This is a genomic window from Corynebacterium aurimucosum (assembly GCF_030408555.1).
Lineage (GTDB): Bacteria > Actinomycetota > Actinomycetes > Mycobacteriales > Mycobacteriaceae > Corynebacterium > Corynebacterium aurimucosum.
This window is the reverse complement of record NZ_CP047048.1, coordinates 2,365,460-2,386,382: the sequence shown is the minus strand read 5'-3', so window position 1 is coordinate 2,386,382 and position 20,923 is coordinate 2,365,460. Positions and strand designations below refer to the sequence as shown.

General features: G+C 62.4%; 18 protein-coding genes. 11 read left to right on the top strand and 7 right to left on the bottom strand.

Annotated elements, in window-relative coordinates; all coding sequences use genetic code 11:
• Window positions 1-26 precede the first annotated feature (26 nt).
• The 4 genes from CAURIM_RS11320 (at window position 27) to ppk2 (ending at window position 6,091) form a co-directional block, all read left to right on the top strand.
• On the top strand, window positions 27-2,000 hold the full coding sequence (locus CAURIM_RS11320) for an OPT family oligopeptide transporter (RefSeq protein ID WP_201829076.1): 1,974 nt from the start codon (window positions 27-29) through the stop codon (window positions 1,998-2,000).
• A gap of 307 nt (window positions 2,001-2,307) precedes the next feature.
• A complete protein-coding gene (gene groL / locus CAURIM_RS11315; protein WP_070445838.1) occupies window positions 2,308-3,954 on the top strand; it encodes a chaperonin GroEL in 1,647 nt (548 codons plus the stop codon).
• A gap of 495 nt (window positions 3,955-4,449) precedes the next feature.
• Window positions 4,450-4,632, top strand: a complete 183-nt coding sequence (locus CAURIM_RS11310) for a PorH family porin (RefSeq protein ID WP_070564148.1) — start codon at window positions 4,450-4,452, stop codon at window positions 4,630-4,632.
• A 559-nt stretch (window positions 4,633-5,191) separates the two neighbouring features.
• Window positions 5,192-6,091 carry a polyphosphate kinase 2 gene (ppk2, locus tag CAURIM_RS11305; RefSeq protein WP_070711582.1) on the top strand — a complete coding sequence of 300 codons (900 nt, stop codon included), beginning with the start codon at window positions 5,192-5,194 and terminating at the stop codon, window positions 6,089-6,091.
• Window positions 6,092-6,173: 82 nt separating this feature from the next.
• Here ppk2 and CAURIM_RS11300 read toward each other — a convergent pair whose 3' ends face one another.
• The 3 genes from CAURIM_RS11300 to CAURIM_RS11290 are packed head-to-tail and all read right to left on the bottom strand — an operon-like array spanning window position 6,174 to window position 10,991.
• Window positions 6,174-10,160, bottom strand: coding sequence for a Pls/PosA family non-ribosomal peptide synthetase (locus CAURIM_RS11300; RefSeq protein WP_408909953.1), 3,987 nt, complete (start codon window positions 10,158-10,160; stop codon window positions 6,174-6,176).
• Window positions 10,161-10,637 (bottom strand): MarR family winged helix-turn-helix transcriptional regulator, encoded by a 477-nt coding sequence (locus tag CAURIM_RS11295; RefSeq protein ID WP_070546251.1) that lies wholly within the window; start codon window positions 10,635-10,637, stop codon window positions 10,161-10,163.
• 54 nt (window positions 10,638-10,691) lie between these two features.
• Window positions 10,692-10,991 carry a rhodanese-like domain-containing protein gene (locus tag CAURIM_RS11290; RefSeq protein ID WP_201829078.1) on the bottom strand — a complete coding sequence of 100 codons (300 nt, stop codon included), beginning with the start codon at window positions 10,989-10,991 and terminating at the stop codon, window positions 10,692-10,694.
• A 91-nt stretch (window positions 10,992-11,082) separates the two neighbouring features.
• Between CAURIM_RS11290 and CAURIM_RS11285 the strand changes: the two genes are divergently transcribed.
• Complete coding sequence (locus CAURIM_RS11285) at window positions 11,083-11,895, top strand: endonuclease domain-containing protein (RefSeq protein ID WP_201829080.1); 813 nt, start codon at window positions 11,083-11,085, stop codon at window positions 11,893-11,895.
• 159 nt (window positions 11,896-12,054) lie between these two features.
• Here the strand turns inward: CAURIM_RS11285 and CAURIM_RS11280 are convergent, their stop codons facing one another.
• Both CAURIM_RS11280 and CAURIM_RS11275 read right to left on the bottom strand, forming a co-directional pair.
• On the bottom strand, window positions 12,055-12,711 hold the full coding sequence (locus CAURIM_RS11280) for a LuxR C-terminal-related transcriptional regulator (RefSeq protein WP_070645531.1): 657 nt from the start codon (window positions 12,709-12,711) through the stop codon (window positions 12,055-12,057).
• Between the two features lie 3 nt (window positions 12,712-12,714).
• A complete protein-coding gene (locus CAURIM_RS11275) occupies window positions 12,715-13,419 on the bottom strand; it encodes a sensor histidine kinase (protein WP_070718164.1) in 705 nt (234 codons plus the stop codon).
• A 98-nt stretch (window positions 13,420-13,517) separates the two neighbouring features.
• On the opposite strand from CAURIM_RS11275, the gene CAURIM_RS11270 reads away from it, so the two are divergent.
• From CAURIM_RS11270 to CAURIM_RS11260, 3 genes are read left to right on the top strand one after another with little or no spacing between them, the layout of a single operon-like run.
• Window positions 13,518-14,204, top strand: coding sequence for an ABC transporter ATP-binding protein (locus tag CAURIM_RS11270; protein WP_070645535.1), 687 nt, complete (start codon window positions 13,518-13,520; stop codon window positions 14,202-14,204).
• Window positions 14,201-15,601, top strand: a complete 1,401-nt coding sequence (locus CAURIM_RS11265) for an FtsX-like permease family protein (RefSeq protein ID WP_070445866.1) — start codon at window positions 14,201-14,203, stop codon at window positions 15,599-15,601. The genes CAURIM_RS11270 and CAURIM_RS11265 overlap by 4 nt, the downstream gene beginning before the upstream one ends.
• Window positions 15,598-16,527, top strand: a complete 930-nt coding sequence (locus CAURIM_RS11260) for a S41 family peptidase (protein ID WP_070445869.1) — start codon at window positions 15,598-15,600, stop codon at window positions 16,525-16,527. Before CAURIM_RS11265 ends, CAURIM_RS11260 begins: the two co-directional genes overlap by 4 nt.
• 78 nt (window positions 16,528-16,605) lie before the next feature.
• Here CAURIM_RS11260 and CAURIM_RS11255 read toward each other — a convergent pair whose 3' ends face one another.
• Together CAURIM_RS11255 and CAURIM_RS11250 are read right to left on the bottom strand one after the other, a co-directional pair.
• Complete coding sequence (locus CAURIM_RS11255) at window positions 16,606-17,163, bottom strand: DUF559 domain-containing protein (RefSeq protein ID WP_236659381.1); 558 nt, start codon at window positions 17,161-17,163, stop codon at window positions 16,606-16,608.
• A 404-nt stretch (window positions 17,164-17,567) separates the two neighbouring features.
• Window positions 17,568-18,041, bottom strand: a complete 474-nt coding sequence (locus tag CAURIM_RS11250) for an inorganic diphosphatase (RefSeq protein WP_010188812.1) — start codon at window positions 18,039-18,041, stop codon at window positions 17,568-17,570.
• Window positions 18,042-18,110: 69 nt separating this feature from the next.
• On the opposite strand from CAURIM_RS11250, the gene dacB reads away from it, so the two are divergent.
• Genes dacB through hpt form a run of 3 tightly spaced genes read left to right on the top strand, consistent with a single transcriptional unit; the run spans window position 18,111 to window position 20,917 of the window.
• Window positions 18,111-19,397, top strand: coding sequence for a D-alanyl-D-alanine carboxypeptidase/D-alanyl-D-alanine endopeptidase (dacB, locus tag CAURIM_RS11245; protein WP_201829082.1), 1,287 nt, complete (start codon window positions 18,111-18,113; stop codon window positions 19,395-19,397).
• Window positions 19,387-20,346, top strand: coding sequence for a tRNA lysidine(34) synthetase TilS (tilS, locus tag CAURIM_RS11240; protein ID WP_201829084.1), 960 nt, complete (start codon window positions 19,387-19,389; stop codon window positions 20,344-20,346). Before dacB ends, tilS begins: the two co-directional genes overlap by 11 nt.
• Complete coding sequence (gene hpt, locus CAURIM_RS11235; RefSeq protein ID WP_070645541.1) at window positions 20,330-20,917, top strand: hypoxanthine phosphoribosyltransferase; 588 nt, start codon at window positions 20,330-20,332, stop codon at window positions 20,915-20,917. The genes tilS and hpt overlap by 17 nt, the downstream gene beginning before the upstream one ends.
• Window positions 20,918-20,923: the final 6 nt, after the last annotated feature.

The following is a 20,923-nucleotide window of genomic DNA, read 5'->3' as shown; positions in this document are numbered from 1 at the left end:
TAACTATTCCTTAGAAAGGACCTGACATGGCGACGACGACCGCCGAAGGTTCCCAGTCCACGCTCCGCGAGCTCACGCTGCGCGGCATTATTATCGGTGGACTTATCACTCTGATCTTTACTGCCGCCAACGTGTATCTCGGCCTTAAAGTAGGCCTGACATTTGCCACGTCCATTCCTGCCGCCGTGATTTCCATGGCGGTGCTGCGCCGCTTTGCCGGGCACAACGTCAAAGAGAACAACATTGTGCAGACCATCGCGTCGGCAGCCGGTACCTTGTCCGCCATCATCTTCGTGCTCCCAGGCCTGGTGATGGTGGGCTACTGGCAGGGCTTTTCCTTCATCGATACCGCCGCGGTGTGCGCCATCGGTGGTGTGCTCGGCGTGATGTACTCCATCCCGCTCCGCCGCGCGCTGGTGACGGGCTCGGACCTGCCCTACCCGGAGGGTGTGGCCGCGGCCGAGGTCCTCAAGGTGGGCGATAGCTCCGGTGAGGACGGCGAAGCCGCCCACGAGGAAAACGCGAAGGGCCTGCGCGTCATCGTCTTTGGCGGCATCCTCTCCGCGTTTATGGCTTTACTGGCAGCAATGAAAGCGGCTGCCTCCGAGGTGGCCACCTACTTCAAATTCGGCTCAGGTGCGACGACGCTAGGCACCTCCCTGTCGCTGGCGCTGGTCGGCGTGGGCCACCTTGTCGGACTGGCCGTCGGTATCGCCATGCTCGTCGGCGTGGTTATTTCCTACCTCATCCTGCTGCCCATCCTCACCGGTGGTGAGGGTCTGGGAGATCCGGCCGCCATCATGGAGACCGTCGATACGGTCTTCTCCGATAGGATCCGCTTCATCGGCGTGGGCACCATGGCCATCGCTGCCGTGTGGACGCTGATTAAGATTACGGGTCCGATTGCCAAGGGCATGGCTGAGTCCTTCGCCTCCTCCCGCAACCGCAAGGATGGCCAGCAAGTGGCAGTGGAGGAGCGCGATATTCCAGCGCCCTATGTCATTGGCACCATCTTGGTCCTGATGATTCCGATTGGACTTTTGCTGTGGAACTTCGTGCGCGGTACCGATATTCACGATCACATGGCCGTCCTGATCACGGTCTCCGTGCTCTTCACCTTGCTGGTGGGCCTCGTTATCGCGTCGGTGTGCGGCTACATGGCTGGCCTGATTGGTGCCTCTAACTCGCCGATTTCCTCTATTGGCATCATCGCGGTCATCGCCGCGGCGCTGCTGATTGCCACCGTGACCCGCGGTACGGATGCGGAACCGCTCTCGCTGGTGGCTTACACGCTGTTTACCGCGGCCATTGTCTTCGGCATTGCGACTATTTCCAATGACAACCTGCAGGACCTCAAGACTGGTCAGCTGGTTGGGGCAACGCCATGGAAGCAGCAGGTAGCACTCATCATCGGTGTCCTTTTCGGTTCCCTGGTGATTCCGCCGATTCTGCAGGTCATGCTCACCGGCTTTGGCTTCCAGGGCATGGAGGGCGCTGGCGAGGATGCGCTGGCTGCACCGCAGGCCGCACTGATGTCCTCGGTGGCCTCCGGTATTTTCGATAACTCCCTGCCATGGGATCTCATCGGTCTGGGCGCGGCAATTGGTGCCGTCATCATCATCGTGGACGAGTGCCTGCGCTACTTCACCGACAAGTACTCTCTGTCGCCGCTGGCCGTGGGCATGGGCATGTACCTGCCGGCAGCCATCACCGTTGTGGTGCCGATTGGTGCCTTCTTGGGTTACTTCTACAATCGTTGGGCAGCCCGCCAGTCCAAGCCGGATTTTGTCAAGCGCATGGGTACGCTGCTGGCTACTGGCCTCATCGTGGGCGAGTCCCTCTTTGGCGTGGTCAACGCGGGTATCATCGCGGCCTCGGCCGGCGAGTCCCCGCTGGAGATCTTCGAGGGCGGGACGGCAGCCAAGTTCGTCGGCGTCATCCTCTTTGTTGGCGGTATTGCTGCGGCCTACAAGTGGACGGCGAAGAAGGCTGCGTCTTAAACGCGATAAAGGTTTCGTGTTGATGAGCGGTTCGGTTTAACGGGCGGTTCGATTTAGCGGGCAGTTTACTTTGATGGGCGGTGCTTATGCACCGCCCGTTCGCTTATAGCGTTCGTGTTGAACCTTGCAGTCGCGGGGGCTGAGTGTCAGAATGGTCGCTAGCACTTCCACATGGCAAGTGCCAGAAATAAACAGAATCATCTATGTGGTTGGGGCTGGAGAACACTCGCCAGCCGTGCCGTCGCGGGCGTCCGTCATAGATCAGACGTGAGTGTCGTCCTCAACAAAGCTTAAGGAGCACAAACACATGGCAAAGATTATTGCCTTCGATGAAGAGGCACGTCGCGGCCTCGAGCGTGGTCTCAACACGCTTGCTGACGCCGTCAAGGTCACCCTCGGCCCCAAGGGTCGCAACGTCGTCCTGGAGAAGTCCTGGGGCGCTCCGACCATTACTAACGACGGTGTCTCCATCGCGCGCGAGATCGAGCTCGAGGACCCGTACGAGAAGATCGGCGCTGAGCTGGTCAAGGAAGTAGCCAAGAAGACCGATGACGTCGCCGGTGACGGCACCACCACCGCTACCGTTCTGGCACAAGCTCTCGTGCGTGAGGGCCTGCGCAACGTAGCTGCTGGTTCCAACCCAATGGGCATCAAGCGCGGCATCGAGGCCGCTACCAAGAAGGTTGTTGACTCCCTGCTTTCCTCCGCAAAGGAAGTAGAGACCCAGGAAGAGATTGCCACCACCGCAGGCATCTCCGCCGCTGACCCGGCAATCGGCGAGAAGATCGCCGAGGCTATGTACACCGTGGGTAACGGCTCCGTGAACAAGGATTCCGTTATTACCGTTGAGGAGTCCAACACCTTCGGCGTTGACCTTGAGGTCACTGAAGGTATGCGCTTCGACAAGGGCTACATCTCTGGCTACTTCGCTACCGATATGGAGCGCCAGGAGGCAGTCCTTGAGGATCCGTACATCCTGCTGGTCTCCTCCAAGATCTCCAACATCAAGGACCTCGTCCCGCTGTTGGAGAAGGTCATGCAGACCGGCAAGCCGCTGCTGATTATCGCTGAGGATGTCGAGGGCGAGGCCCTGTCCACCCTCGTGGTCAACAAGATCCGCGGCACCTTCAAGTCCGTTGCTGTGAAGGCTCCGGGCTTCGGCGACCGCCGCAAGGCCACCCTGCAGGACATGGCTATCCTCACCGGCGGTCAGGTCATCTCCGAAGAGGTTGGCCTCTCCCTGGAGACCGCTGAGATCGAGTACCTCGGCCAGGCACGCAAGGTCGTCGTGACCAAGGATGAGACCACCATCGTTCAGGGCGCTGGCTCCCAGGAGCAGATCGACGGCCGCATCAAGCAGATCCGCGCCGAGATCGAGAACTCCGACTCCGACTACGACCGCGAGAAGCTGCAGGAGCGCCTGGCCAAGCTGGCCGGCGGCGTGGCAGTCCTCAAGGTTGGTGCCGCTACCGAGGTTGAGCTCAAGGAGCGTAAGCACCGCATCGAGGATGCCGTGCGCAACGCTAAGGCTGCCGTAGAGGAGGGCATCGTCGCCGGTGGTGGCGTGGCTCTGCTGCAGGCAGCCGAGGTTCTGGATTCCCTCTCGGACCTCACCGGTGACGAGGCTACTGGCGTCAAGATCGTGCGCGAGGCACTCTCTGCTCCGCTGAAGCAGATTGCTCAGAACGCTGGTCTGGAGCCGGGTGTTGTCGCTGACAAGGTTGCCTCCCTGCCGGCTGGCCAGGGACTCAACGCCGCTTCTGGCGAGTACGTGGACCTGATGGCTGCGGGCATCAACGACCCGGTGAAGGTCACCCGCTCCGCGCTGCAGAACGCTGCGTCCATCGCAGCCCTGTTCCTGACCACCGAGGCGGTTGTGGCTGATAAGCCGGAGCCGGCCGGTGCAGGCGCTGGCATGCCGGACGCTGACGCAATGGGCGGTATGGGCTTCTAGTCCTTAGCTTCCCGGCCTGAAGTGCATTGCGGCTTCAGGCCTTAGCAAATTACGAGCTCCCCACGGTTGACCGTGGGGAGCTTTCTTCCTCTTGAGACACTTTTGTGTCCTTATAGCACCCCGAATAGGGGTAATTCGGGGTGCTTCGGCGAAAAATATTTCGCGAGTTTACTCTGTAAAGCAAGCCTATGAATCGTGGTTCAGGGAGCTAACGTTACGTTCTGAGGAAGATTTCTTAAGCCTTCATTTCGAGCGCTCCCTATTTCTGCAGATAGGCGCGTTGTTGCAGGCTGGGTTAATAGAAGATGAATTAATAACCTGAAAAGTGATTCTGATTTTCGGAGCGCTTTGCGCGAAAAATCACCCACGAATTCACTTGCAATGTGTCAGTGGTGTGCCAAAATAGTTCCTTGTGACGCCCGCTGAGGGTGTCTGCAAAACCGCAAACCCCCTCCGGGCAATCTCTTTACCCGGACTTCACAAGAGGAGACCACAATGGATCTTTCTTTCATCGGTGACCAGCTCGGTAACTTCGCTACCTTCGCTGACGGCATCAAGAAGCTCTTCACCGGCTTCGCTGGCGTCTTCGACGCTATCTCCGGCGCTGCTCAGCAGGGTGACTCCTTCGTTGTTAAGCCGAACACCTCCGCTCTCGAGGCTCTGTCCTCCAAGAAGTAAACTAGCTTCCCTTTAGGGCAGCACTAAACACACACTTTCAATCCCAAGGAGATTTCAAATGGGTACCCTTTCTTCCTCCGGCATCATCGGCCTCCTGCTCAACATTTTCTACAACCTGGGCGACATGGCTTCCGGCGCTTCCAAGCTGATCGGCCTGCTCTAAAAAGCACGCTGCTCACGCAGTACTAAGCGCTAACCCCGCTGACCCATTTGGGCAGCGGGGTTTCCCATTTCCGAAATTCGCCGTCGGACGGATGCCTAGGACTGGGCCGCCGGACTGAGTTCGGCCAGCGCGGTGGCGTGGTACGTTTTCGCAAATAAGCCCCCGAAACCAGGCGGTTTCATGAGCTTGCGTGCGAAAACGTACCAACGTGTACGCGCGGCGGGTACGGAACGATCATTTAAGCCCCCAGATCTCGCCCGACTTTTGGGGGCACTAATTGTTAGAAACGTACATTCTGGGCGGATGCTGCCGCCCATCGGGCATACGGGGGTAAATCACGCGGCTACAACTTCTTTTATCACGCCAGATGTCTGCTTCCTAGATAGAATTAAAGGTATGGCTGACATTAAAGACGACGAACTCCCCGAGATCGACCTTGCGCAGACCGACGGCTACGTCGTCGATGACTCTGATGAAGATGATCCCTCGCTGATCATGCCGGATGGCTCGCCTGTCGAGACTTGGCGCGAGAACTACCCGTACGAGGAGCGCATGACGCGCGATGAGTACGAATCCATCAAGCGCGCCCTGCAGATTGAGCTGCTGAAATGGCAGAACTGGACGAAGGAAACCGGCCAGCGCCACATTATCCTCTTCGAGGGCCGCGATGCCGCGGGTAAGGGCGGCACCATTAAGCGTTTCAACGAGCACCTCAACCCGCGTGGTGCGCGCACCGTGGCGCTGGAGAAGCCTTCCCCGCGCGAGTCCACGTCGTGGTACTTCCAGCGCTATATTCAGCACTTCCCGTCCGGTGGTGAAATCGTTTTCTTCGACCGCTCCTGGTACAACCGCTCCGGTGTGGAGCGCGTCATGGGCTTCTGCACAGAGTCCCAGCACGCAGAGTTCCTGCGCGAGGTGCCGATGCTGGAGAACATGATTCTCGGCTCTGGCATTTCGCTGACTAAGCTATGGTTCTCCGTGACTCGCAAGGAACAGCGCACTCGCTTCGCTATTCGCCAGATTGACCCCGTCCGTCAGTGGAAGCTTTCGCCCATGGACCTAGCGTCCTTGGATAAGTGGGATGATTACACCCGCGCCAAGGAGGAGCAGTTCCGCTACACCGATACGGAAGAGTCTCCGTGGATCACCATTAAATCCAACGACAAGAAGCGTGCCCGCATCAACGCGATGCGCTACGTGCTCTCCAAGTTTGAGTACACCAACAAGGACCACGAGCTCGTTGACCAGGTGGATGACAAGATTGTCAAGCGCGGTCGCGACCAGATCGGTGACTAATCACGGCACCCCGACCGCTCATTAGCGAGTCAGGCATAAAAGGAGGCGGCAGGTAAACCTGCCGCCTCCTTTATTTTTTTATCTATTTCTTCCAGGGCTCGATAGGGTTTCCCTGCCACTCGGAGTTGCTCGGAACCTGGTCGCCACGCATCACCAAGGAGCCGGGGCCAACCGTTGCCACGCTGCCGATGACCGAGGCCGGCAGCGCCACCGAATGCGAGCCCAGGGTAGCGCCGGCCTTGATGGTGACGGTATCTAGGCTCATGACGCGGTCCTGGAAGAGGTGCGTTTGCACCACGGTGCCCGGGCCGACGGACGCGCCTTCGCCCACAAAGCACAGGTCCGTCTCCGGGAACCAGTAGGAATCGATCCAGGCGCCGCGGCCAATCGTCACGCCCAGCGCGCGCAGGCCCTGGTTGATTTCGCCCATGCCATAGGTGTGAGTAAAGAACCACGGGGCGGCCACCGCCTCCACGAAGGTGTCCTGCAGCTCGTTGAGCCACACGAAGGCGGACCACAGAGGGTGGTCGCCAGCGGTCTGCGTGCCCACGCAGATCCACTTGACCGCCACGGTGATCGCCATCGCGATGGCGCCCGCCACCATGAGGATGAGGCCGCCGAGGGCCCAGGCGGTGGCGATGCCGAGGGCGTCGGCAAGAGCGTAGAGCGATGCCAACGTGCCCGCCAGCAACATGGCCGAGGTCATCGGAGCCAGCAGGCGCATGGTTTCAATCGCACCACGCGCGGCCTTGACCCCAAAGCCCGGGTTATAGGTGAGGGATTCGCCCTCCACACCGTCCACGTGGGCCTCCACGCGGCGCATGCGCTCCGGCGGGGAACCCCACCAGTTAGCACCGGACTTGGTCTTCTTCGGCGTCGAGGAGAGTACGGCAACTAGTGAGTTCTTCGATAGTTTGCGTCCGGGTCCGGTGATGCCGGAGTTGCCCACGAAGGAACGCTTGCCCACCTTGGTCTCACCCGTGAGCATCCACCCGCCACCGAGCTCATAGCCGCCGATCATGGTGTCATCCGCCAGGAACGCACCGTCCTTGACCTCGGTGAGCTTGGGCACCATGACGGCCGTGGAAATCTCCACGTCCTTGCCAATCGTCGCGCCCAAGGAACGCAGCCACGCTGGGGTGAGCTGCGAGGCATAGATGGGAAAGAGCTGCGTGCGGGCCTCGTCCATGAGGCGTTCGATGGCCCACAGGCGCCAGCCCTTGGCGGAGCGCACCGGTGCCACACCGGGCTTGATGCCCAGTGAGAGGATGCGCACGCCTAGCCAGGTTTGCAGCATGAAGGTGGCGAATGCCGCAAGCGCGCCCAGCGGGGCGAAGAAGATGGAGCCGACGAAGGCAGAGCCCTCGGTCACCGCGATGAGGGCAACGACCACGGCAGCACCCACGGCCAGCGCCACGATGGGCTGGAGGGCCAGCAGGATAGAAGTAGCGCCGTAGATGGCTACCCACCACGGGCGGCGCTTCGGGGCATGCGACGGGAAGCGATGCTTGGAGCGGCCCACCTTCTTGGCGGGCGAGCCGGACCAACGCTGACCGTCCTTGATCTTCTTGCGCCCAGTGACGGTGGAGCCGGCCTCGACGTGGGCATCCTTGCCCACGACGGTGCCTGGAAGCAGCGTCGAGCGCGCGCCCACGCGAGCACCTTCCTTGACCTCAATGGCGCCGACGCGCAGGATATCGCCGTCGAGCCAGTAGCCGGAGAGATCGACCTCGGGCTCAATCGCGGCGTGCTTGCCCAGGGTTAGCAGACCCGTTACAGGAGGCAGCGAGTGCAGGTCCACTCCGCGGCCCATCTTCACTCCCAGCGCGCGGGCATAGTTATTGACCCACGTCGCGCCCGCAATCGAGCGCGAGCCAGAAGCATCGGCCCAGCGCTCCGCTGCCCAAATGCGCAGGTGCGTGGAGCCGCCGCGCGGGTATTCGCCGGGCGTAATGCCGGCGGTGATCAGCCGCGCGCCGAAACCACCGATGGGGATGCGGCCGATGGGGGTGACAAAGATGACGATAAGGAGGATGACCAGCCACCATGGCGTGGTCATGGCCCACTCCACGCCCAGCAGGTTCGCCAGGTTGGAGCCCAGCAGCAGCCAGGCCAGCCACGTCGTGGCGGCCAGCGTCATCACGGGGATCTGGATGAGTGTTTGCGCGAGGCGCGTGCCGACGCCGACGGGCTTCACCTCGCGCGCGGGCCCGGCGTCCTCGACGGACTCGGCACCGGCAAGCTGCTCCGCCAGGGAGCCCAGGCGCGGGTGGTCGTAGAGATCGCGCACGGCCACGGTGGGGAAGCGCTCGCGGATGCGGCCGACCAAAGTCGCCGCGGCCAGCGAGGTGCCGCCGAGGGAGAAGAAGTCAGCGTTGACGTCCTCCACGGAAACACCCAGGGTGTCCACCCACAGCTCCGCCAGCCACTGCTCGGTGGGGTTGAGGCCGTCTGCCTCCACGCCCACTCCCGGCAGCGGCCACGGCAGGGCTTTCTTATCCACCTTGCCGGAGGTGCGAATCGGTAGCTCCTCCATGACGCAGATGCGCGGGACGAGCGCTGCCGGCATGGACTCCGCCAGGCGGGCGTGCGCGGCCTCGTGGTCGAAGCCGGCATCCGGGTCATCCAGGGAGACGTAGCCGACGAGCACGGACTCGCCGCCCGGTGTCTTCTGCACGGCCACGGCGGAGTTGTACACGTTCGGCAACGCGGCGACGTTAGCTTCGACCTCACCGAGTTCGATGCGGCGGCCACCAATCTTGACCTGGTCATCGACGCGGCCCACAAAGTACAGGCCGTCCTCTTCCAGGCGCACGTGGTCACCGGTGCGGTAGGCGCGCTCCCAGCCCAGGGACTCCAGCGGCGCGTACTTCTCCGCATCCTTCACCGGGTCTAGGTAGGCAGCCAGGCCCACACCACCGATGACGAGTTCGCCTACCTCACCGATGTTTACGGGAACGCCGTGCTTGTCGACGACCACCAGATCCCAACCCTTCAGCGGCAACCCAATCGAGACAGGTCGTCCAGGCAACATGCGCTGCGCGCAGGCCACGACCGTGGCCTCGGTGGGGCCGTAGGTATTCCACATCTCGCGGTCCTCGGTGGCCAGGCGGTCCGTGAGCTCTTGGGAGCAGGCTTCGCCGCCGACGATGAGGAGGCGGATGTTGTCCAGGGCCTCGGCGGGCCAGAGGCCGGCCAAGGTTGGGACGGTGGAGACCACCGTGATGTCACGGCGAATCAGCCAGGGACCTAAGTCCATGCCGGAGCGCACCAGCGAGCGCGGGGCCGGAACCAAGCAGGCACCGTGGCCCCAGGCCAGCCACATTTCCTCGCAGGAGGCATCGAAGGCTACAGAAAGGCCAGCCAGGACGCGGTCCTCCGGACCGAGCGGACCGTGCGGGCTATCCACCAAAAAGAGGGCAGCCTCGGCATCAACGAAGGCGGCCGCGGAGCGGTGGCTTACGGCCACGCCCTTGGGCTTACCCGTTGAGCCGGAGGTGAAGATGATCCACGCGGTGTCTTCGGGTCGCGGTTCCTCGAAGGGGACGCCATCTCCACCGCCATCCTTTTCGTCGAACGCGGGGCGCGCCATCCGCGCCCCGCCCTCCCGCAACATGCGGAAACCTTCGTCGGTGAACACACCATCGATGTCGGCCTCGCCGAAGACCATCTCGGCGCGCTCGTCGGGGTCGTCGGCATCGACGGGCACGTAGGCCGCGCCGGCGGCGAGCGTGGCCAGGATGGCCAGGTAGAGCTCGCGCTTGCCCGAGGTCATGCGGATGCCGATGCGGTCGCCACGGCGCACACCGCTGGCGTAGAGTTCGGTGGCCCACGCGGAGACGTCGGCAAGCAGCTCGGCGTAGGTGAGGATTTCACCGTCGTCGAGGGCAGCAGCCTCGGGGAAGTGCTCTGCTGTGGTCTTAACGATGTCCCAGAGGGTGCGCGCCGGTGCGGCCTCATCACCAAGGAGATAGTGCTCGGGGACCTCGGGCATTACTGGGATCTCGGGCTCGTCTGTGCGCAGGGCGTGGCGGCCCCCTGTACTAGGAAGATTATCGGGTTCCGTCATTTAAGCATCACTGCTTTCTGTATCGGCAGGTGTGTCCGCCGCGATGATGGCGGTGGCCAGTTTGCGCAGGTGCTTGAGCTGCTTGTTGGTGGACGCGTCGAGGGCTTCGTCCTCGGCCTTCGCTACCAAAACGGTGAGCTCTTTGTGCGCCTTCACGCCTTTCTTGGTGGAGGCAATGATTTGGCGGCGGCGGTCCTTGGAGTCACGCTCACGCTTAACCCAATTGCGAGACTCCAGTGAATCCAGCAGGCGCACCATGTCGGAAGCGTCAATGGCCAAGGTTTCCGATAGTGCGGACTGGGAGGACGCGGCTTCCGCAACCAGGCAGGTGAGAACCCAGTACTCGCGCAGGGTGGTCTTCTGCGTTTGTAGTGCGGCCTCGACGCCCTCGCGGGTGCGGCGGCGGAGGCGCTCCAGCTGGAAGGAGGGGGACTCTAGGAGCGAGGTGGGAATCGATACGGAGTTAAAGGTAGGCATGCCGACGATACTACGCGCCTACCGTAGCAAACTTAAATCATGGGTTATGGCCCATTAGTTTGGGTAAACCATGGGGCGGCTTTGGGCCTTCCATGCGTCCGTGCCGCCGTCGACGTTGATGACGTCCCAGCCTTTCGCGTGCTCGAGGTACTGGCAGACCTGCATGCTGCGCCCGCCTGCATGGCAGATGACGTAGATATCGCGGTCTGGGTCAATCTCGTCGAGGCGCTCTACGAGGTCTCCCATCGGGATGTGCGTGGCGCCTTGGGCATGCTCGGTGTTCCACTCGTGGTCCTCGCGGACGTCGATGAGCTGGGCGCTTTCAGGTACTTCAGTGGGTTGTACGTTCTGCATGCGCACCAGCTTACGGGGTTTTCTTGCGGGACTGGTTGGGGCACTTTACTGTGAGGAGTACGGGGTGGGGTAATCAATCGGAGGGGGCTAAATGGAGGAGATTGTCGGCCGCGCAGGCGCAGCGGCAGCGGCCAAAGGTGAGGCGATCAAAATTACGCGGGGGCTGTACCTACCGCGTGAACCAACGGCATACGAGCTAGCGCAGGTGCTCAGCCGGCATTGGCCAGACAGTGCGTTGGACGGATATTCCGCAGCGATGGTGCTTCTTGAGCGGAAACCTGGCTTTCCACTGCAGCTCATTCGCGAAAAAGGCTTAGAGGATACGCGCTTTTATGCCGGTCGCCGTGCCCGCCCAAAGGGGGTATTCCCCTATGACGGGATAAACGTCTGCAATCCACTGCAGGCGGTGGAGGCCATAGAAGAAACGCATGCGGTGAAGTTCTTAGAAACGTTTTTGTCTGGCAGGGACGCGGAAAAGCGGCTGAAGTTGCTCTCCATGGACTTTCGGCGGTTCCCGCAACACACTCGGCGGGTGTTAGAGAAAGCAGTCATCGGTGCGGATAGTGTGCCCGAGCGAGCTCTTACTCGTGCATTGGAGCCCTTCTTTAAAGTGCTCAACAACGCGAAAATCGGTCCCTATCGGTGGGATCTCCTTTTGGAAGAGCACAAGATTGCCATCGAGGTCGACGGCTACGCTTATCACCACGGGGAAAACCGCCGGCAGTTCGAGCTTGACCGCCAAAAGCTAAATGATGTGGTGCATCGCGGCTATACGCCCCTCCACTTCACCGCGACCACGATTGAGCATCATCTAGACAAGGTGGTGGAGCAGGTGCGCGGGGTGGCACAAGGGACGAAACGGTATCTGGACCCGCCGTGGATGTGGCACCGGTTCTTTGTGTGAGTGTGCGAGGGGTGCTTGATGTCGTTCACGGTAAATAAGGCCGGAAAATCGCGAAAATTTGGGCCTTATTTACCGTGAGCGTAGCGCGGGCATCCCGCAGCGGTTTCTGTGGGCGCAAGAGGACAAAGTTGCCTTTGGCGGCGTGGGCAGACACAGGCCTCAGCGGTGCGCGGAGAGGTACTCCAAGATTGCCTTGACGCGGCGGTTGTCTTCACTGGGATCTAAACGCAGCTTGGTGAAGATATTGGAGACGTGCTTGGCCACCGCGGCGGAAGACAGGACGAGCTCGGCGGCGATGTCCTTGTTGGACTTGCCGCGCGACATCAATTCGAGCACCTCGCGCTCGCGCGGGGTGAGTTCGCCCAGTCCGCTGCGCCCTGAGCTCATTAAAGCCTGCGCCACGGTGGGATCGATGACGGTACCGCCCTGGGCCACCACGTCCAGGCTGGAGAGGAAGTCCCGCACCTCGGAGACGCGGTCTTTCAAAAGGTAGCCGGTGCCAGCATCAGGGGAGTCGAAGAGCTCCACCGCGTATGCGGGGGCTACATACTGGGAGAGCACCATGACGGGTAAGCCCGGGTAGGCATTTCTCAAGTTCACGGCGGCTTTCAAACCGTCATCGCCCATGGCCGGTGGCATGCGCACGTCCGTGATGACGATATCCGGGAGCTCATCGCGCAGCTTGTCCACCACCGCCTCGAGCGCCGGCGCAGAATCCGCCTGGCCCACAATCGAATGCCCGCGGCGCTCCAGAAGGCCGGCGAGACCCTCACGCAGAATGGCGGAATCATCCGCCACCACGATTCTCAAACTCATTTCTTACACTCCTGACTGTCCGCGATCGAGAAGAAGAGGAATCGAGCACGCCAGTCTCGTGGGCCCGCCCGGGGGAGACGATAAAGTCATCTCTCCGCCGAAAGCGGCGAGGCGCTCGGCCATCCCCGCTAGGCCGTGGCCTTGTACAACCTGCGCGCCGCCCGGCCCCTCATCCACCACGGTGATTTTTAAAGAGGCATCTGCGGTCACTAAAACGGAGACCGGCGCGCCGGGCGCGTGCTTGGCCGCATTCGTCAGAGCTTCCGTGCCGAAGAAGTAGCCGCAGGCCAGAACGGAAGCGGAGAGTTTTGGCAAAGGATGCGGGGCGAAGACGCTGACGTGGGGGCCGTGGGAAGAAGCAGCGTCGGCAAGCGCGGCCACCAAACCATGATCCTGCAGGACCTGCGGGTGGATGCCGTGCACCGTGGCACGCAGGGAGTGCAGGCCGCGGTCCACGTCCTGCTTGGCGGCGGTGAGCAGCTCGGCGAGGTCTGCGGGGGCGTCGAGAAGTGCCTCTCCCAACTTCATGCTCGCGGCCACGAGGTATTGCTGCGCGCCGTCGTGCAGGTCGCGCTCGATGCGTGCGCGCTCCACCTCATAGGCATCCGCGATGGCGCGGCGCGAGGCCGTGAGCTGCGCAATCTTCTGTGCTTGCTGTTGCTCATGGTTGGCGGGCTGGGGCTTTCTTCGGAACACGGCTTTCAGCATAACGGGCGCCACCGACTACAGGGGTAGTGCTGGCACTACCGTAAAGAGCAACGCTAGGGCTGTTCTTTCTGCGGGCCCTTCACGGTGGAATGAGAGACATGGCACAGACACTTTCCCTGACAGACATCACCAAGGATTTTGGCGGCGGCCCGGTGCTCGCCGGAATCTCCCTCGACATCGCGCCGGGCGAGCTCGTGGCCGTCATGGGGCCGTCCGGCTCCGGCAAGTCCACGCTGCTGCACTGCATGTCCGGCGTGCTCACCCCCACGCACGGCAGCGTGCGCTACGGAGATGAGGAGCTCTCCGCGCTTGGCGACGGCCCCCGCTCCCGCCTCCGCCTGCGCAACTTCGGCTTCGTCTTCCAGGATGGTCAATTGCTGCCGGAGCTGAGCAACGTGGATAACGTGGCGCTGCCAGCCATGCTTAACGGTATGGGTCGGAGTGCTGCCCGCAAGCGCGCGATGGAGCTGCTGGACCAGCTGGGCCTGGGCGGCCTGGCGGATCGCCGCCCGGCGCAGGTGTCCGGTGGCCAGGCGCAGCGCGTGACTATCGCGCGTGCGCTGGTGGCCAATCCGGGCGTCGTCTTCGCCGACGAGCCCACCGGTGCGCTGGACCAATCCACGGGTCACGAGGTCATGCAGATGCTGACCACCATCGTGCGCCAGTCCGGGGCGAGCCTGGTCATGGTCACGCACGACCCGAAGGTGGCCGACTGGATGCAGCGCCGCGTGGAGATTCGCGATGGCATCATCCACGATGACCGCCGCCTCGAGGTGATCCGATGAACACCGCGACTTTAGTCTTTGACCTGCAGCGCGAATCCATTCGTGCGCGCTCCGGAACAGGAATTGTTTCCTTGCTGGCCATTGTGAGCCTGACCATTGGTTCCGCCATTGCCTTCCTCGTCGCGGGCGGTACGTGGATGTTTTGGCAACGCGCCCAGCACGTCGAGGAAGCCGCGCCCGCGCTCAAGGAGGCCTTCGGCAACGAGATGGAGGCCTTTCTTTATCCTTGGTTTGCCCTGGCCCTGCTGGCCTGCGCCTTCATTCTTCCGGCGCTGTTTAACCTCACAGCCCAAGCCGCCGTCCTCGGCGCCTCCGGCCGGGAGCAGCGCCTGGCCACCCTGCGTCTTCTGGGGTTGAGCTCCCGCCAGGTGGAGCGCATGGCCATCGTGGAGACGGGCCTGCAAGCCATCATCGGCATCGTGCTCGGTGGGCTGATCAGCCTGCTCATCGCGCCGGTCTTTACGCAGGTGGACTTCCAGATGCGTTCTATTGCTGTATCCGAGATTCTTCTCCCGTGGTGGGGTTATCTAGCCGTGGCCGGTGTGCTCTTTGTGTTGGCTATCGGTGCGGCACTCGTCGGCATGCAGCGCGTGCGCGTGAGCCCCCTGGGGGTGGCCAAGCGCCAGATGCCCGCGGCCTATCGCTGGTGGCGCGTCATCGTCTTCCTCATCATCGCGGGTATCGGTGGTGTGTTGCTCTCCGGAAAGGCGGGCCCGCCGACCGCCATGGTCATCGTGGTCATGTTTGGCATGGTGATGAGCATCAACCTCATTTCCCCTTTTATCTTGCAGCTCGGCGCACACATCATGTCTCTCTTTCCTGGCACCGCGCACTTCGTGGCCTGCCAGCGAGTGGCGGGCAATGCGCGCCCGGCATGGAAGCGGAGTGCGGCCATCGCGTTCTTCGGCTATTTGGCGGGCTTTCTCGTTGCCGCCCCCTTGGGCTCCGACGCCTTGGCTCTCGTGCTCAAGGAAGATCCCGGAATGAACGTGGTATTCAAAGACATCTCCACCGGTGTCTTATTAACCCTCATCTTCGGCTTCACGCTGACCACCATGTCCATCATTCTGGGGCAGGTCTCCGGCATCTTCGAAGACAAGGAACTCATCCGCTCCCTGGATCTCATGGGCGTGCCGCGCGGCTTCCAGTTCCGCTCCGGTGTCCTGACCATCATGGGGCCTGTGGTGGGATTGAGCTTCTTCGGCTTCCTTTTCGGCGGCGGGATCGCCTCGCTGATGTTCTTCTCCAGCGTCGAACAAAGCAATGTCGACGTTCTTGGCCGTCTGCTCATGGCCTTCGGATTCCTAGCCGTGGGCTGGCTGGTCACGCTGCTTGCCATTATCCTTGTTGAGCCCCTGCGCGGCTACGTGCTGCGAACCGGAGGGAGAAAAGAATGAAAACTGTACTGAAAATCTTCGGCGGACTTTTTCTCGTTGCCCTCATCGCCGTGGCTGCGGCCGTGTATTTCTTCGGCCCCTCTTACGGTGGGGCATTCTTCGGAAAACCCGTGTTTCTTTTTAATGCCAGCGAGAAGCGCATCAATACCGCGATGGTGGATACCGCAGCGCTCTCCGGAATCTATGGCGAAAGTGAGGAATTCCAGCGCGCACGCGAGGCCTTCAAGGAGGACCCCACGAACACCGAGCTCCTCGATGCTGCCATCAACGCCGCCGGCGGCAAGCACTCCAAGGTCTTTAGCACCGAAAAGGAAAAGGCCGCCGAAAGCACCGAGCCTTCGGTCGACTTCGAGGACGGCGTCCTGCGCGCGACCGTGCCCTCCATCGGCCGCCACGATGACGGCCAGGCCTACGCCGATACGCTCGCTCAAGGTCTGGCCGCGCACCCGGAGGCCTGCGCTGCCGTGGTGGATCTGCGGAGCAATGACGGCGGCGACATGGGGCCGATGTATGCGGGCTTAAGCCCCCTGCTACCGGATGGCACCGCGCTCTCCTTCGTCAGCCGTATGGGCACAACTGACGTGGTCATCGACGGAAACTCCGTGACCGGCGGAGGTACTGCAACCACCACAGCGGGCGGCAAGCTCGACGTTCCCGTCGCCGTGCTGACCGACGGTGAGACCGCCTCCTCCGCCGAAGCCACCCTCTTGGCCTTCCGCGGGCTGGACAACGTGCGGACCTTCGGTGAGCCGACTGCCGGCTACGCCTCTGCCAACGTGGTCCTGGATTATCCGGACGGCCGCTCGCTCATGCTCACCACGGCCAAGGACAAGGCGCGCACGGGCGAGGAATTCGCCGAGGACCCCATCGCTCCCGATGCCCCGGAATCCGAGCTCGACGGCTGGCTCGCGTCCCACTGTAGTTAGTTAGCTGCAGTGTTAGTAAGCCGCAGCGTTAGTCAGCCCAGTTCGTTGTCGGCACGTTGCGACTGAACAGCTGCAATGCTAGCCTGCCCAACGCTCGCCTTCCCACCGCCAGTAGTGGTGCCACTTCCACGGCGGAGGCACGAACTCACCCCGCCCTTGTATGACCGCGAGAACCTGGTACACAGCGACGTCGAGGTGGTGCTCAATCGTGGCGGCGGTGAAGTGGAGGGGCCGGTAGCCGCGCTGGATGGCGTCGTTAAGCTTCTGGCGGTCGATTTCGAAACGCTGCCGGTTCTCGCCTTTGTGATAGGCATAGCCGTCCACCTCGATGGCCACCTTGTACTCCTCTAGCACCAAGTCCCAGCGGTAGGACCCAACCCGCACGTTGTTGCGGACCTTGACGTGCGGCTCGAGGCCTCGGGTGAGGTCGCGCTCCGGCTTGCTATCCGCCCCAACGATGGCTTTCTCTAGGATTTCACGCGTGTGCTTGGGCAGGCGGCGAAAGTCTAGCTGTTCGGTCTCGATGCGCGAGCGTCCGTGCGGCCCGGCGAAGAAGGCTTCGATGAAGGCTACGGCATCCTCCTGCGCCATCGTCTCAATGCATTGCAGGGGACTACATACATTGACTCCGTTCATGCTGCCCAGCGCCTTGGGGCGCGCCCGCCGACTGCGAAAGTACGTGCTCGATGGGAGAGTGGAGTCGCGAATAAACTCGAGCGGGAATTGAAGGGGCTGTTCTAAGTACCGGCGAGCGGCGGAATAGCCGTCAAGCGCTAAGTCAGGCCATTCACGCGACATGATTTGTGCTAGCTGAAGCGGTGTTGGCTCCTTTGAGAGGTAAAAGCCATTCGCAATCTTGATGGCTCCCTTGCGCCGAGCCCCGCGGGAGACATCGCGTCCCCGATAAATCTCAATCAATGTTCCCCCCGGAACGAAAAAGGTACGTTTTCGCAAATAGTGGCGAAAAACTGGTAGGTTTTCAGCCCTTATTTACCAAAACGTACCTGACAGTGCTCTAGCTGGCACGCGGAAGCAGCGGCTTACTTGAAGCGAGCCTTCGCTTCCTCGAGGATCTTCTCTGCCTCAGCCTTGTCGCCCCAGCCGGAGCCAGTAACTTCCTTGTTCGGCTCCAGGTCCTTGTAGCGGGTGAAGAAGTGCTCGATCTCATCCTTGATGTGCTGTTCCACATCGTTGATGTCCTGGTAGCGCTCCCAGCGCGGGTCATCGACGACGGCGAGCAGCTTGTCGTCGCCACCGGCCTCGTCGGTCATCTTGAACACGCCGAGGACACGAGCCTCTACGACAACGCCGGGGAAGACCGGCTCCGGGAGGATGACCAGTGCGTCCAGCGGGTCGCCATCCTCACCCAGGGTGTGGTCGATGAAGCCGTAGTCAGCCGGGTAGGCCATCGGGGTGAACAGGTAGCGGTCGAGGTGGACCTTGCCGGTCTCGTGGTCGATCTCGTACTTGTTGCGGGAGCCCTTAGGGATCTCGATGGTTACTTCAACGCTCACGGCTGAATCCTCCATAACTATTAGGTTGGTATGTGCTCCGCTTAGTCTACCGCGCTAGTCTAAAGGGCGATGAAAGCTAAGCATGTCTGGTGGAGTACTGCGGCCCTCGTCACGGCTGGTGCCGTGGCGGCGACGGCCGCCGTGGGCGTAGAAATCCAGCGCACCTACGATCACCTGGACCACGGCCAGCCCTATAAGCAGGAAGAACCCACAACACTTGTCCAGCCCGTCGAGCCCGGCGATATCGACGCCGTTGCGCTCAAAGCCAGGTTGGATGAGCTGGGCAAAGACAAGGCTCTAGCTACTTTCGGCGGGCAGGTCATCGACACCACCACCCACGAGGTGCTGTGGGAGCGCGAGCCCGCGAAGCCGCTGACCCCGGCCTCCGCTACTAAGGTCCTCACCCTCGCCGCAGCAACACTCGCTCTCGATGAGGAAGAGCGCCTCACCACCGAGGTGGTCGCAGGTGCGCACGAGGGCGAAGTTGTTATCAAGGCCGCCGGCGATGTCTGGCTGACGGACGAGCGCCTCGATGAGCTGGCGGAACAGATCCAGCAGAAGATGGATACCGTCACGCGAGTCTCCATCGACACCTCCATCTGGGCCGGTCCCGACCAGGCACCAGGCTGGGACGATGACAATATCGATGGCGGCTATGTCGCTCCCATCCAGCCTGCCATGCTCTATGGCGGGCGCATTGGGGAAAAGACCGGCGACGTTCCGCGCTCCCACGAGCCTGCCCTCGATGTAGCCCGCGCGCTGGCCGCCCGCCTGGGCGCCGACAAAGCCGACTTAAGCTCAGCCCCCGAGAATTCCGAGGTCCTCGGCACCAGCGAGTCCGAGCCACTGGCCCTGCGCGCCCAGGAAGCAATAAAGTATTCAGACAACGTCATGGCGGAGGCCATCGCCCGCGAGCTGGCCGTCGGCCAGGGCACGGAAGCAAGCTTCGACGGCGCCACGATGGCCATCCTCGACGAGCTGCGCGGCGCCGGCATCGACGTCAACGGCGTCACCCTCAAGGACGGCTCCGGCCTCTCCCGCGATAACCGCATTCCCGCTGGGCTCCTCGCCCACATCGCGGACCAAGCCGTAGCCACCGACGAGCTTCGCCCGCTCTTGGGCTACCTCCCTCTTGCCGGTGGCGAAGGAACCCTCTATGAGCGCTATCACGATTCTTCTGCGCGCGGATTTGTTCGCGCCAAGACCGGCACCCTCACGGGAACTTCCGCGCTGACCGGTACCGCCCAGGGCCAGTCGGGCCGCGTCTACGCCTTCGCCTTCCTGGTCAACGACGGCGAAGTCACCTCCGCCCGTCAGGCCCAAGACGCCCTCGCCGCCGCACTTCATGACTTCTAAGAAACCTTTTTGGCCACGTAAAAGCCCCAACTTCTTGGCCTGCCGCGTCGCCGCCCGCGCTGTGGTGGGTGAGCAACCCCGCGCCATAGCAGTGGGTCTATCCGGCGGTGCCGATTCCTTGGCGCTGACCGCAGCACTCCTCGCGGAGGGGCACGAGGTGACAGCGCTGTGCGTCGACCACGGTCTGCAGGAAGGCTCGGCCGCGCAGGCGCGCCGGGCTGCTGAGCAGGCCCGCGCCTTGGGGGCGGGAGCGGAGGTGTTGCGGGTGGACGTCGCCAAGCAAGGCTCCGTCGAGGCCGAAGCCCGCGCCGCCCGGTACCGTGCCTTCGCGCCTTGGGCTGAGGTGGCGGTGGCGCATACCGCAGATGACCAGGCTGAAACCCTGCTGCTCAGCGCCCTCCGCGGGAGGGTGGCGGGCATGCGCGAGCGCTCCGCGGTTGAAGGTGTACGCATCCTGCGGCCCCTACTGAGCGTGCGCCGCGCCCAGACCGAGGCCGCTTGCGCGGAGCTGGGGCTGGAGGTCTGGCAGGACCCCCAGAACCAGGACCTGGCCTTCCGCCGCGTAGCACTGCGCCGCGAGATCCTCCCGCGACTGCAGGAGATCGTGGGTGGAGACCCCGTCCCGGCCCTAGCCCAGGCAGCCCACGACGCCGCGCTTGACGACGCCCTCCTCAGCACCCACCCCACCACCGACTGCACCGAGCTGGCCGTTCTTCCAGAACCGAAGCGCCGCCGGGCGATCGCCGCGTGGCTGCGGGAGGAAGGAGTGGAGGTTACTCGCGAGGCAGTGCGCGGCATCGATGCCCTGTGCGCGCAATGGCATGGACAAGGCCCCGTCGCCGTCCGCGGAGAAAAGAAAGGTACAAGGTTGGAAGTAGCACGCGTTGGTGGCAAACTGTCACTATTGCCTCGGTCAGCAAAGGAGCGCTCACGTGCACGACACCCATGAATCAGCCGTCCCCGCCCACCCCTACGGAGAGGACATCAAAAACGTTCTCATCGCCGAAGACGATCTTCAGGCGCGCATCCAGGAGATGGCGGACCGCGTTGCCGAGAAATACCGCAACACCGACGAGGACCTCATCTTGGTCTGCGTGCTCAAAGGCGCGGTCTTCTTCCTGACGGACTTCGCCCGCAAGCTCAGCATCCCCTCCCAGCTGGAGTTCATGGCGGTCTCGTCCTACGGTAACTCGGCTTCCTCCTCGGGAGTGGTGCGGATTCTAAAAGATCTGGACCGCGATATCGAGGGCCGCGATGTGCTCATCGTGGAGGACATCATCGACTCCGGCCTGACCTTGTCCTGGCTCATCCGCAACCTGCAGGGCCGGCAGCCGCGTTCCCTGGAAGTGGTCACGCTGCTGCGCAAGCCCGAAGTAGTCAAGGCGGAGCTGGATCTTTTTGACGTGGGCTTTGACATCCCTAACGAGTTCGTCGTGGGTTATGGCCTGGATTTCGCGGAGCGCTATCGCGATCTTCCTTTCGTGGGCACGCTGGACCCCGCGGTCTACAGCAACGACTAGTCTTTT

What these genes read in the sequence shown, in the direction of transcription:
- CAURIM_RS11255 (WP_236659381.1), bottom strand. Translation starts at nt 17,163, where the DNA reads ATGAACGGAGTCAATGTATGTAGTCCCCTGCAATGCATTGAGACGATG.
- CAURIM_RS11300 (WP_408909953.1), bottom strand. Translation starts at nt 10,160, where the DNA reads ATGACGGAACCCGATAATCTTCCTAGTACAGGGGGCCGCCACGCCCTG.
- tilS (WP_201829084.1), top strand. Translation starts at nt 19,387, where the DNA reads ATGACTTCTAAGAAACCTTTTTGGCCACGTAAAAGCCCCAACTTCTTG.
- dacB (WP_201829082.1), top strand. Translation starts at nt 18,111, where the DNA reads ATGAAAGCTAAGCATGTCTGGTGGAGTACTGCGGCCCTCGTCACGGCT.
- CAURIM_RS11290 (WP_201829078.1), bottom strand. Translation starts at nt 10,991, where the DNA reads ATGCAGAACGTACAACCCACTGAAGTACCTGAAAGCGCCCAGCTCATC.
- CAURIM_RS11260 (WP_070445869.1), top strand. Translation starts at nt 15,598, where the DNA reads ATGAAAACTGTACTGAAAATCTTCGGCGGACTTTTTCTCGTTGCCCTC.
- CAURIM_RS11285 (WP_201829080.1), top strand. Translation starts at nt 11,083, where the DNA reads ATGGAGGAGATTGTCGGCCGCGCAGGCGCAGCGGCAGCGGCCAAAGGT.
- CAURIM_RS11275 (WP_070718164.1), bottom strand. Translation starts at nt 13,419, where the DNA reads ATGCTGAAAGCCGTGTTCCGAAGAAAGCCCCAGCCCGCCAACCATGAG.
- CAURIM_RS11280 (WP_070645531.1), bottom strand. Translation starts at nt 12,711, where the DNA reads ATGAGTTTGAGAATCGTGGTGGCGGATGATTCCGCCATTCTGCGTGAG.
- groL (WP_070445838.1), top strand. Translation starts at nt 2,308, where the DNA reads ATGGCAAAGATTATTGCCTTCGATGAAGAGGCACGTCGCGGCCTCGAG.
- CAURIM_RS11295 (WP_070546251.1), bottom strand. Translation starts at nt 10,637, where the DNA reads ATGCCTACCTTTAACTCCGTATCGATTCCCACCTCGCTCCTAGAGTCC.
- ppk2 (WP_070711582.1), top strand. Translation starts at nt 5,192, where the DNA reads ATGGCTGACATTAAAGACGACGAACTCCCCGAGATCGACCTTGCGCAG.
- CAURIM_RS11310 (WP_070564148.1), top strand. Translation starts at nt 4,450, where the DNA reads ATGGATCTTTCTTTCATCGGTGACCAGCTCGGTAACTTCGCTACCTTC.
- CAURIM_RS11270 (WP_070645535.1), top strand. Translation starts at nt 13,518, where the DNA reads ATGGCACAGACACTTTCCCTGACAGACATCACCAAGGATTTTGGCGGC.
- CAURIM_RS11320 (WP_201829076.1), top strand. Translation starts at nt 27, where the DNA reads ATGGCGACGACGACCGCCGAAGGTTCCCAGTCCACGCTCCGCGAGCTC.
- CAURIM_RS11265 (WP_070445866.1), top strand. Translation starts at nt 14,201, where the DNA reads ATGAACACCGCGACTTTAGTCTTTGACCTGCAGCGCGAATCCATTCGT.